The sequence below is a fragment of the Polaribacter marinaquae genome, from assembly GCF_038019025.1.
Lineage (GTDB): Bacteria > Bacteroidota > Bacteroidia > Flavobacteriales > Flavobacteriaceae > Polaribacter > Polaribacter marinaquae.
Map to the genome: position 1 here is coordinate 2,804,888 of NZ_CP150496.1, position 12,246 is coordinate 2,817,133.

At 34.1% G+C, this 12,246-nt stretch carries 8 protein-coding genes; 6 read left to right on the forward strand and 2 right to left on the reverse strand.

The features are described from left to right. Positions 1 to 172: 172 nt before the first annotated feature. The 5 genes from WG950_RS12480 (at position 173) to WG950_RS12500 (ending at position 5,543) form a co-directional block, all read left to right on the forward strand. A complete protein-coding gene (locus tag WG950_RS12480) occupies positions 173 to 1,042 on the forward strand; it encodes a transporter (protein WP_340932782.1) in 870 nt (289 codons plus the stop codon). Positions 1,043 to 1,090: 48 nt separating this feature from the next. Next, on the forward strand, positions 1,091 to 2,071 hold the full coding sequence (locus WG950_RS12485) for a glycoside hydrolase family 113 (protein WP_422894380.1): 981 nt from the start codon (positions 1,091 to 1,093) through the stop codon (positions 2,069 to 2,071). After that, positions 2,061 to 3,470: a hypothetical protein gene (locus tag WG950_RS12490; RefSeq protein ID WP_340932786.1), complete on the forward strand. Its 1,410-nt coding sequence runs from the start codon at positions 2,061 to 2,063 to the stop codon at positions 3,468 to 3,470. The genes WG950_RS12485 and WG950_RS12490 overlap by 11 nt, the downstream gene beginning before the upstream one ends. 43 nt (positions 3,471 to 3,513) lie before the next feature. Continuing rightward, complete coding sequence (locus tag WG950_RS12495) at positions 3,514 to 4,746, forward strand: outer membrane protein assembly factor (RefSeq protein WP_340932787.1); 1,233 nt, start codon at positions 3,514 to 3,516, stop codon at positions 4,744 to 4,746. A 71-nt stretch (positions 4,747 to 4,817) separates the two neighbouring features. Further along, positions 4,818 to 5,543, forward strand: a complete 726-nt coding sequence (locus tag WG950_RS12500; protein ID WP_340932790.1) for a metallophosphoesterase family protein — start codon at positions 4,818 to 4,820, stop codon at positions 5,541 to 5,543. 103 nt (positions 5,544 to 5,646) lie between these two features. Here WG950_RS12500 and WG950_RS12505 read toward each other — a convergent pair whose 3' ends face one another. After that, a complete protein-coding gene (locus WG950_RS12505; protein WP_340932792.1) occupies positions 5,647 to 9,102 on the reverse strand; it encodes a pyruvate carboxylase in 3,456 nt (1,151 codons plus the stop codon). Positions 9,103 to 10,137: 1,035 nt separating this feature from the next. Next, entirely contained in the window at positions 10,138 to 11,025 is an 888-nt protein-coding gene (locus tag WG950_RS12510; RefSeq protein ID WP_340932793.1) for a sterol desaturase family protein, read from the reverse strand. Between the two features lie 802 nt (positions 11,026 to 11,827). Between WG950_RS12510 and WG950_RS12515 the strand changes: the two genes are divergently transcribed. Next, positions 11,828 to 12,211, forward strand: coding sequence for an HU family DNA-binding protein (locus tag WG950_RS12515; RefSeq protein WP_077809945.1), 384 nt, complete (start codon positions 11,828 to 11,830; stop codon positions 12,209 to 12,211). Positions 12,212 to 12,246: the final 35 nt, after the last annotated feature.

The following is a 12,246-nucleotide window of genomic DNA, read 5'->3' on the forward strand; positions in this document are numbered from 1 at the left end:
GTTGATTGATTGTTGCTTTTATGTCGAAGCTAAAGTTAAGAACTTAAAACTGAAACTTCATTTTAATTAAATTTAGAATCATTATAAATAGATTTTCTAGAAAATGTTTGTAAGTATCTAAAAATTGTAAAGACTTACTTAAAAAATTTACCAACATTAAAATCAACCAATAATGAAAAAAGTTTTAAGTAAAAGTTTGTTTGTAGCCTTTTTAGCTATAGGTTTACAAGTGCAAGCGCAAGAAAATGATGCACCTGCAAAAAGCAATGTGCAAACGTATACGCCATCAAAATTATTAAACAAGGGGCAGTGGGATATTAAGTTTTTTAACAATTTGTATACGGAAACCAAAGGGAAGTTTAACGGAGTAAAAGCAGACAAGGCAAGAGAAAATTATTTTACATCAACGTTAGAAGTATTTACGGGTGTTTCTGAAAATAACAGAATTAATGTAGGTGTATTGTTAGAATATCGTTCGAATACAATTGGCGGTAGAAGTGCAACGGCAGTTTTCGATTTAGGCAATGATGCAACAGCAAGAAAAGGGCTTTCTTCTTTTGCACCAGCAATTAAATTTCAGCCATTAGAAAATGTAGGAAACTTCTCGATACAATCTGCTTTTCACATTCCGATTTTAGAAAACGAAACAGAAAATGGTGTTTTTTTAGACCAAACGGCGTACACTTTTCAGAATCGTTTTTTTTATGATTACACACTACCAAGCGGTAACTGGCAATTGTTTACAGAGTTAAATACCGAGTATAATTTTGGCGAAGAAGATAGTTTTGCAAATAAGACGTTTTTATTAGCACCCGGGATTTTTATGAGTTATTTTCCTTCGGATAAATCTACTGTTTTAGGTTTTGTGCAACACGCGCAACGTTTTGGCGATTTTACACAAGATTATACCGCGCTTGGTTTTGGTGGAAAATACCAATTAACAGACTTGTTAAACTTAGAGGTTTTGTATAGTAAATTCATACGTGGTAACGATACTGGTTTAGGACAAAGTTTTAACATTGGTTTAAGAGCGCTATTTTAACAAAAAGAAGTATTTTTATGGAGATTTATGAAAACAAAAAAACTCCTATTGCTCTTAGTAATTCTTTTAAACTTCTCTTGCAAAAGTCAGTCTAAAAAAATAAACGGAGTAAGCTTTGTAGCATCAAGAGATACTATTAGCACACAACACATTACACCAGTTTTAAAGGCACAAAGCAATTATGTTGCATTGATGCCTTTTGGCTTTATAAAGAATTTGGCAACACCAACAATTACGCATAACACCAAAAGGCAATGGTTTGGTGAAACAGAAAATGGATTGTTGCAATACGCAAAACGTTTTCAAAAAGAAAATGTGCGCATTATGGTAAAACCACACATTTGGGTGTGGCGAGGAGAATTTACTGGTAACATAAAAATGGATTCTGAAGAAAATTGGCAAGTTCTAGAAGATTCTTACACAGCTTTTATTTTAACCTATGCAAAGGCAGCAGCATCTTTAAATGCAGAAATTTTTTGTATTGGTACAGAGTTAGAGCAATTTGTTGTGAATAGGCCTGCATTTTGGCAGCAACTTATTCAGAAAATAAGAGCAGTTTACAAGGGCAAATTAACCTATGCTGCCAATTGGGATGAATACTCGCGAGTACCTTTCTGGAAAGAAATCGATTATATTGGTATAGATGCCTATTTTCCTGTAAGCGATTTAAAATCGCCCACAGTGGCAGACTATGAAGCGGGTTGGCAACCGCACAAACAAGCAATTCTAAAACTTCAAAAATCTGTAAAGAAACCTGTTTTGTTTACAGAGTTTGGGTATAGAAGTGTAGACTTTAATGGTAAAGAACCTTGGGACTCTAATAGAATAGAAGGTTCGGTAAATTTACAAGCGCAAGCCAATGCATTGCAAGCAATTCACAATCAATTTTGGCAAGAAGAATGGTTTGCTGGTGGTTTTATATGGAAATGGTTTCATAGACACGCTAACGTTGGTGGCGAAAAAAACAATAGATTTACACCGCAAAATAAACCAGCAGAAGAATTAATTAGAAAATTATATGGTCTTTAAAAAAATAGCATTTCTTTTTTTATGTTTGGCAATTGTTTCTTGTTCAGAAGATACAGACATTACCATACCAAGAACTTTACAAGAATACATTGCAACCAAAGCAAGTGTTACCGAAAAAACAGTAGTTGCTTGTGCTGCAAGTGCAGTATCTAATACAAGCACCACCTATATTTTTTATTATCCAGAAGAAGGGGCAACAGATATTCGTTATTACGAATTAACATCGCCAGATGCAGACAAAGATAATTTCGAAAATTACAGAAGAGAAAGTTTAGATAGTGAAGCTGTTTTTGGTGGTAAATTAGGGCGTTTTACACGTTCTAGCGACATAGAATCTTGGTGTTTGCTTACCTATGTAAAAGAAAACGAACTAAGAATTTCTGAACCTATAAAAATTAACAATCAAACTAAAGCTACAGAATATTCTAATGATGTTCAAATAGGATACAAATCTACCGTAGAACCTAATTTTACATGGAATGATGGCAAAATCGATGAGAATGTTATTTATTTTGAAGTAATTTCAGATGAAGAAAATGAGTTTATTTCTGGTACATATACTACAGAGAAGTTTTTTCAGTATTATGATGAAAGCAATGTTTTAGCATCGCCAAAGTTAAATGAAGCTGCACCAAAAGATTTGGTAGAAGATGAGATTTATAATTTTACCATGATGGGCGTAAGCGAAGATAATTGGGTTAACCTTATTATAGAAGATCAATTTATACCGCAAAACCTATCAGAATACATTGCAAAGAATTCCGATAAAACAACGCAAGAAGATGCAATTGCATTTGCAGGTTCTGCAAACGGTAATGCGGCGCAAACCAATATTTATTTTTATCCGTTAACTGGTGCTTACGATTATCGTTATTATGAAACCGCAGATACTACTGTAGATCCTTTAGATTTTAGCAATTATACAAGAAGAAACTTTACAAGTGCAGCACAGTTTGGTGGTAAGTTTAGACGTTTTACAAATGAGGTTACTACAAATGTGTATTGTCTGGTTACTTATCTTTTAGACGATACATTGTACATTTCTAAACCTATAAAAACAAAAAACGCAACCAAGCAAACCCAATGGTCTACTGCTGTTGATATTGCATACCCAAACACATTAGAACCTGTTTTTACTTGGCAAGATGGTACGTTTACAGATACAGACAAATACTTTGAAGTACTTACGTTAAATGACGATACTTTTATAACAGGTACTTATACAAAAGACAAGCAGTTTGCGTATTATAACGAATCGAATATTATAGTTGCAGATAATATTCATACAAGTACACCGCCCGCTTTGGTGTTAGACGATTCTTATAAATTGTACATTTATGGTTTAGATACAGATAATTGGCTTAACTTAGTTATTCAAAATACATTTATAGCTCAATAGCGTGATTCAAAAGAGTTTCTTGTTCTTATTTTTTAGTTTTTGCATGCAAGTAACATGTGCGCAAAAAACAACAATTGTTTCTTTAGAAATAGTAGGGCAAGATAAAATTAAAACAAGCTATTTAAAAAAGATAATAACCACAAAACAAGGCGAAGTATTAGATTCTGTAAAACTGAATCAAGACATCACATTTTTAAAAAGATTGCCTGCTGTAAGTCATGCTTATTTTAATGTAACTCGGTTGCCCAATTTTAAAAGCCATGTAAAAATTGGTATAGAAGAGAATTTTACACTTTTACCAAGTTTAAATTTCTGGACAACCACCAACAAACAATTTGCTTATAAACTTGGTTTGTACGAGTATAATTTTTTAGGAAACAACACTACGTTTGGTGGCTTTTATCAAAATAATGGTTTTCATTCTTATGGTTTTACCTATCGCGCACCCAATTTGTTTTCCAAAAAATGGGGATTGGCAATCAGTTTTAAAGACTGGAAAAGTGAAGAGCCGTTGTATTTTGGTGAAAAAACAGCCAATTACTTGTACAACAATACTTCGGTAGAACTGCTAGGTTTGTATCAACTGAATTTAAAGCATCGCATCGATTTCGGTATCAGCTTTTTTTCAGAGAAATATAAATACTTGTCTGGTGAAACCGCAGAAGGTGTACCATTGGCGTTAGATTTAGATAAAAAACTTTTAAAACTGGTGTATCAATACAATGGTTTAGATTATTACTACCAATACGTTAGCGGTTTTAAAAGTGTCTTATACACGCAATATGTTACTACGCAAAACGATTTTCAAAATGATTTTTTAATTGCTTGGAACGACTTTTTCTATTACAAAAGGATTGGTGCTAAAGGCAATTGGGCAAATAAATTACGTTTGGGTATTGCTTCTAATGAGAATTCACCTTTTGCGCCCTTTGCTTTAGATAACAATGTAAATATTAGAGGTGTTGGTATTTTGGTAGATAGAGGTACTGGTGTTGCGGTTTTAAATTCTGAATATAGACATACCGTTTACGATAAAAAGTGGCTGGCAATTCAAACCAATGTTTTTACGGATGCAGGTACTTGGCGAGAACCTGGCGGACAATTAAGCGACCTTTTTAAACAAGAAAAATTAAGAGTATTCTCTGGAATAGGGCTGCGTTTTATCAGTAAAAAAATATACAATGCTACTTTTAGAATCGATTATGGTTTTAAAGTCTACGATACCAGAAATACGACAAAAGGAGGGTTGGTTTTTGGTTTAGGGCAGTATTTTTAACCTTAATTTAAAGCAAATACTTAAAAAGTTAGCTAGAATCGTTTAGTTTTGTTTATTAAACAACACAACAAATGAGCACTTTTGCAATTGGAGACATTCACGGCGGTTTAAAAGCCCTAGTACAAGTATTAAATAAACTAGAAGTTACCGAAGAAGACACACTTATTTTTATGGGAGATTATGTAGATGGCTGGAGCGAGTCTGCACAAGTAGTTTCTTTTTTAATCGAGTTGTCAAAAAAAATCAACTGTATTTTTATCAAAGGAAATCATGATGTTTGGTGCGAAGAATGGCTAAAAGATGAAAGTGTAAATCCTACTTGGTACATGCATGGTGGTAAAGAAACCATCGATAGTTATGATGGTTTTACTGCAGCAGAAAAAAGTGAGCACTTAACATTTTTCGAAAACCTATTATTGTACCATTTAGACGACGCAAATAGATTGTTTTTACATGCCGGTTTTACATCAATGCACGGTGTTGTTAAAGAAATGTTTCCTGGTAATTTTTACTTTGATAGAACTTTGTGGGAAATGGCTTTGGCAATGAATGTTACCATCGATAAAAACAACCCAACGTATCCGAAGCGATTGCAACATTATGCAGAAATTTATATAGGACATACACCAACAACTAATTTCGGAATACCGACACCAATGAACAGAGCCAATGTATGGAATGTTGATACAGGTGCTGCTTTTAAAGGAAAGGTATGTGCAATGAATATTGATACAAAAACGTATTATCAAAGTGATAATTTACCAGGTTTGTATCCTGATGAAAAAGGAAGAAATTAAACACGAGCTACCAAATAAATACTGATTTACGTATAAATTAAAAAGCCCGCTATTGCATAAAAACAATAACGGACTTCTAACGTGAACTATTAAAAAAAAAAAATTAACTTTCTAGTTTTAAGACCAAGTCTTCAGAATTTACAAGCGTGCCTTCATGTAAAATAATGGCATCTATAGTAGCATCTTCGTTGGCTGTAATGGTTGTTTCCATTTTCATGGCTTCGATGATAAATAAAGGCTGATTCTTAGCAACTTTATCACCTTTCTTCACCAAGATTGTAGATAATAAACCCTGTAAAGGTGCACCAATTTCGTGTGCATTCTCTTTAGCTGCTTTTATATTTTGTATAGTTTCTACTTTTACAGAGGTGTCTTTTATTTGCACAGATCTTCCTTGTCCGTTTACCTTAAAGTAAACAGTTACCAACCCCTCTTCATTGGCTTTACCTATAGAATCTAGGGTAATTAACAAGGTTTTTCCTTTGTCTAACTCAACTATAATTTCTTCGCCAACTTCCATTCCGTAGAAAAAGTTTTTAGTTGGTAGGTTAATCAAACTATCGTACTTTAAATGCTTGTTGTAAGCATCTGTAAATACCTTCGGATACAATTTATACGATAAGAAATCTGTAAAATCAATCGGTCTACTTAAATCGTTTTCAAATATCTTTTTAAAGTCTTTGTACTCTTCATCAATATCTAAAGCAGGTATATGTGCATTTGGTCTATCTGTATAAGGTTGTTCGTCTTTTAAGATAAGTTTCTGCAAATCTTTTGGGAATCCGCCAACGGGTTGCCCTAAATCACCTTTAAAAAATTGAACTACAGATTGCGGAAAAGAAATGGTATGTCCGCGTTCTAACACATCTTGCACCGTTAAGTTGTTACTAACTAAGTACTGTGCCATGTCACCCACAACCTTAGAGCTTGGTGTAACTTTTACAATATCGCCAAAAAGTAAGTTTACATCTGCATACATTTTGGTAATTTCATGAAAACGATCTTCCAAACCCAATGCTTGCGCCTGTGGCTTTAAGTTCGAATATTGGCCACCCGGAATTTCGTGTTTAAAAACTTCACCAGAACCTGCTTTTAAACCAGACTCAAAAGGGTAGTAGTAATCTCTTACTGTTTCCCAGTAATTAGAATATTCGTTTAAAGATTGATTGTTTAAATTGCTTGCTCTGTCGTTAAATTTCATCATTTCTACCACAGAGTTAAAGTTGGGTTGCGAGGTTAAACCAGACAAACCACCCAAAGCAACATCAACAACATCTACACCTGCTTCTATTGCCTTTAAATAGGTAGCAGCTTGTATAGAAGAGGTATCGTGCGTGTGCAAATGAATCGGAATATTTACCGTTTGCTTTAAAGCACTTACCAATTCGAAAGCAGCATAAGGTTTTAACAAACCAGCCATGTCTTTAATTGCCAAAATATGCGCACCCGCATTTTCGATGTCTTTGGCTAAAGTGGTGTAATATTTTAAGTTGTATTTGGTGTTTTTTGGATTTAAAATATCGCCAGTATAGCAAATAGAACCCTCTGCCAAACCATTGGTTCTGGTTCTAACATGTTCTATACAAGGTGCAATAGATTCCATCCAGTTTAAAGAGTCGAAAATTCGAAACAAATCGACACCATGTTCCCAAGATTGCTCTACAAACTTGGCAATTAAATTATCTGGATACGCCGTGTAACCTACACCATTAGACCCACGAATTAGCATTTGCAACAATACATTTGGCATTGCTTTTCGTAACAATTGCAAACGTTCCCAAGGGTTTTCTTGTAAAAAACGCATGCAAACATCAAAAGTAGCGCCACCCCAAACTTCCATACTAAAAATATTGGGGTTGTTTTTAGCATATCCTTCTGCAACCTTTAGCATATCAAAAGTTCGCATTCTTGTTGCCAGCAAACTTTGGTGTGCATCTCTCATGGTAGTATCTGTAAAATGAATTTGCTTTTCATTTTTTAACCATTGCGCAAATGCATCAGGCCCTAATGCAGTTAGTTTGTCTTTTGTACCTTCAGGATACGCAGCATTGGCATCAAATTTAGGTACAACAGGTTTTATAAATTTCTTTGTAGGATCTAATTTTTTAACATCCGCATTTCCGTTTACAATCACATCACCCAAATAGGTAACCAATTTGGTAGCTCTATTTCTAGGCGCTTTAAACACAAATAAATCGGGTGTTTCTTTGATAAAATTAACAGTAACATCTCCTTTTCTAAAAGTTTCGTGTTTTAAGATATTGTCTAGAAAAGGCATATTGGTTTTAACACCTCGAATACGAAACTCTGCCATGGCTCTGCGTACTTTTCTACACGCGCCATCTAAAGTTCTACTATTTGCAGTAACTTTTACCAACATCGAATCGAAAAAAGGCGAAATAATAGCCCCTTGATACACACTACCAGCATCCAATCGAATTCCGAAACCAGACGCACTTCTATACGTGGTAATTTCACCATAATCGGGTTTAAAATCGTTCTGAGGATCTTCTGTAGTAATTCTACATTGCAGCGCATAACCGTTTATTTTAATGGCATCTTGACTCGGTATTTTAATCTGTTGGTCGGTTAATTTATAACCACCCGCAATAAACAATTGAGTTTTTACCAAATCGATATTGGTAACAACCTCTGTAACCGTATGTTCTACTTGTATTCTTGGGTTTACTTCTATAAAATAAATAGATCCATCATCATCAACTAAAAACTCTACTGTACCAATATTGTTATAATTTACAGCTTTACAAATGGTAATTGCGTAGTTGTACAAAGCATCTTTTGTTTCTTGCTTTAAATTGTAAGAAGGTGCAAATTCGATTACCTTTTGGTAACGACGTTGCACAGAACAATCGCGCTCAAACAAATGCACTGTATTGCCATAATTATCGGCAACAATTTGTATTTCTATATGTTTTGGGTTGGCAACAAACTTTTCTAAAAAAACGGTATCGTCTCCAAAAGCATTTAGTGCCTCTCGTTTACTTTCGTTAAAAGCTTTTTTTAATTCGGCAGCCTCTCTAATAACACGCATACCCCTACCGCCACCACCAGAAGCTGCTTTTAGCATTACAGGATAACCAATTTTAGATGCTTCTTCTAAAGCTGTTTCGATACTGTCTAAAGGATTTTCGTTACTTTTAATAACGGGTATGTTATTTGCAACCGCCACTTCTTTGGCTGTAATTTTATCGCCTAAAGATTGAAGAACTGTAACTTTAGGACCTACAAAAATAAGACCATTGTCTTCACATTGTTGCGCTAAATCTGCATTTTCAGACAAGAAACCGTAACCTGGGTGTATGGCATCTGCACCACTTTTTAAAGCGATTCTTATAATTTCTTTGATATCTAAATAGGGCTTTAATGGGGCATTGTCTTCACCTATTTGATACGATTCGTCTGCTTTGTACCTGTGTAACGAATAGCGATCTTCGAATGTGTAAACTCCAACGGTTTTTACATTTACCTCTGTACAGGCTCTAAAAATTCGAATGGCAATTTCACCGCGATTGGCAACAAGTACTTTTTTAATCTTCATTTCTTTGGATATTGTTTTTAGTTTTTAGTGAAAATTTCTTGCTAAAGATACTAAGCGAAATCGATGTAGTTGGCTTTTTTTTCATTTTTTTTAAGATTTCCTTAACATTTAACGGTTTTATTACTGATGTATGAATTTAAACGGGTGCTTTTTATATAATGACGATTTTTTGAATGTGTGGGGTTTGGGGTTTGGGTTGAGAGGGAAGAGTAGAGAAGTAAGAGATAAGAAATAAGAGATAAGAAACAAGAGCAGAGAATAGAGAGTCAAGAAATAAGAGACAAGAGGTAAGAGGAGGAAGTTATGATAACATACAGTAGCGACCTATTTTAAATTTCGTAAGAATTCAAATTGTAAGTAACGGCAAGCATCCAAAGAGGACAGAGCGTAAAGTAAATGTCCAGTGGACATTTATAGCGAATGGGCCAGCTTGCGCTATGGCGTCTGGATGCGATAGTGGATTACAAAGTAGAATTCAAGAAAATTAAAAGTACGTCTAGATTTTTGGTTCTTTTCATCAATGGAAAAGAATAAGGGTAGAAAGAAAAATGAGTCAAGAGGCATGAGACAAGAGACAAGAGACAAGAAACAAGAAGTAAGAAACAAGAGTCAAGAAGAGAGAATCATGATAACATACAGTAACGACCTATTTTAAATTTCGTAAGAATTCAAATTGTAAGTAACGGCAAGCATCCAAAGAGGACAGAACGTAAAGTAAATGTCCAGTGCACATTTATAGCGAATGGGCCAGCTTGCGCTATGGCGTCTGGATGCGATAGTGGATTACAAAGTAGAATTCAAGAAAATTAAAAGTACGTCTAGATTTTTGGTTCTTTTCATCAATGGAAAAGAATAAGGGTAGAAAGAAAAATGAGTCAAGAAAAATGAGACAAGAAACAAGAGCATTTGTCACATCGAGTGAATTTTACGATTGCAATGAGTAAAATTAGTATTGAGATGATTTTTGAAGAAGATTAAAAGAGTTCTCGATACAATTTATCGTACCTCAAAATCCCTCGAACTCATAAAAATCAACTAATCCCTTTTTCCAAAAGGATACAACTCTTGTTTTACAAAACCCTTCGGAAATTGCTCATCACCCTCAAAACCAATTTCGATGTCTCTACCAGAATACGGTATATAATTCGTTTTAAAAAGATAATCCCAAATACTAAGGGTAATTCCGAAATTAACGCCTTGTTTGCGTTCTTCTGGCAATACTTTTGCATGATGCCAAATGTGCATTTTCGGGTTGTTTAAAATATACTTTAACCAACCATAATCCCAATTGATGTTGGCATGGTTTAAGTGCCCAATGGTAATATTAAAAAAATGGACAACTGCTACATCTTGTGCGGTAAAGCCGCCAATAATGGCTAACGGAATGTACTTTAAAGAATTGTACACTACGGGTTCCATCCAATGGTAACGCAAATGCGCTGCAAAACCCATTTCTTTTACCGAGTGGTGTACTTTATGAAAGTTCCATAAAAACTCATAAGAATGCAATAATCTGTGTGTGCACCATTGCACAAAATCAATTACAATAAAAAAGATAAAAATACGGAGTGCAAACGGCAAAGTGTTGAGTTCTAATACCTGAAAATTGGCAATAGACAAGCCTACAACGCCTAAGATATCATTAAAAACTTCGGCTGCCGCATTTGATAAGGCAATCAATACCAATAAGTTTAACAAAAAGAAATTGAAAAACATGTAAAAGGTATCTAGCCAAAAATCTTTACGAAACAAAGACTGATTCTTACGCCAAGGAAAAACAGCTTCTAAACCCCAAACCAAAAGCGAAATTAAAATCAATCCGTAAAAATAATTCTCCCAATTCAATTCAAAAAGAACAGATTGTTTGATGTAGTTCCAGTAATCGGAATACGAATTTTTAAAGATTTCTATATACTTGTTCATGGGTTTAAAAAGTACACGGTTTTTATGGTGTATGCTATTGGTCTTATGCTAAGTGCATATCTTACAGAAAAGCGCTAATTAATTGCAATGCCTTACAAAGCAAAATTAAAACAATAAAGACTAAAAAGAAAGGAAAGATGCCTTTGTAAAGCAAAAATTAACGGTTTTGTTAAAAACTTCAAGGGATTTGCGAATAACTATCTGTTTATGGTATCTAGAAAAAAGTTTAGTTTTACAACTCGTTGTTATAGTGTTGTTTATTGCTGGTTTAAGCTGTTAAATTGTTTAAAATAGTTGATAACTTTAAAATAAACTTACCAATGGGGACCTTTTTAAAAAGAAAAAAGGTATTAGTTTTACAGCAAGCGTATTACAACTGTATTTATGTCAATAAACTGTTTATAAATTTGTTTTTACGGTATAACCTGATGTAGTATCTTTATAAAATACAAAAAAGCCGATAAGATGTTGCTTAAAGGCTTTTTGTAAACGGTAACACTAAAAGAAGTGTGTAGTTTCATATTGAGACCATAAAATTACAATTCTTCTTTAAGCTTACCAAATTTATTTTATTAAAAATAAAGCAGTACAACAGACTGCAACTTGGTAAACACATGACTTAATTTTTTAGCGTACAACTCCTGTAAGTAATTGGTTTACTTATAGTTTAACTACATTAAAACGTATGTGGTTGGGCATGCTATTGCAGAGTTTTAAAAGCGTACACAAAGAGGAATCGCCTTGCAAGTGCCTCTAAAAACAAAGGTTGTAAGAAGAATTGTAATTTTAAAATATACACTAAATGTCGATAAAATTTAAGACAATAGAGAGGAAAAATCCTCAAGATAGAACATTAGACGCAAAATATTACGCAGCTGTAGTTGCCAATGGTAGCGTAGATTTTGAAACGTTAGCAGAAATGATTTCTGAACAATCGGCACTGTCGGAAAGTGATTGTTTGTCGCTGTTAAACATCTTAGAGGTAAATATTATTAGAGAGTTAAAACAAGGGCGTATTGTGCGTTTGGGTAAATTAGGAAACTTTCAAATAAGTTTAAGCTCGAAAGGCTTTGAAACAGAAGGAGAAGTTTCTGCAGAAGGCATTACCAATACACGCATTCTTTTTAGACCTGCGGTAAAGTTAAGAACGATGCTTAAAAACTTAAAGTTCTCTAGAACAACCTAGTACGCTTTTGTAATTACTGGGTGTAAACATCAAGT

Bases quoted from the DNA above. Each gene is read 5' to 3' on its own strand.
- WG950_RS12480 (WP_340932782.1), top strand. From the start codon at position 173: ATGAAAAAAGTTTTAAGTAAAAGTTTGTTTGTAGCCTTTTTAGCTATA.
- WG950_RS12490 (WP_340932786.1), top strand. From the start codon at position 2,061: ATGGTCTTTAAAAAAATAGCATTTCTTTTTTTATGTTTGGCAATTGTT.
- WG950_RS12495 (WP_340932787.1), top strand. From the start codon at position 3,514: ATGCAAGTAACATGTGCGCAAAAAACAACAATTGTTTCTTTAGAAATA.
- WG950_RS12500 (WP_340932790.1), top strand. From the start codon at position 4,818: ATGAGCACTTTTGCAATTGGAGACATTCACGGCGGTTTAAAAGCCCTA.
- WG950_RS12505 (WP_340932792.1), bottom strand. From the start codon at position 9,102: ATGAAGATTAAAAAAGTACTTGTTGCCAATCGCGGTGAAATTGCCATT.
- WG950_RS12510 (WP_340932793.1), bottom strand. From the start codon at position 11,025: ATGAACAAGTATATAGAAATCTTTAAAAATTCGTATTCCGATTACTGG.
- WG950_RS12515 (WP_077809945.1), top strand. From the start codon at position 11,828: ATGTCGATAAAATTTAAGACAATAGAGAGGAAAAATCCTCAAGATAGA.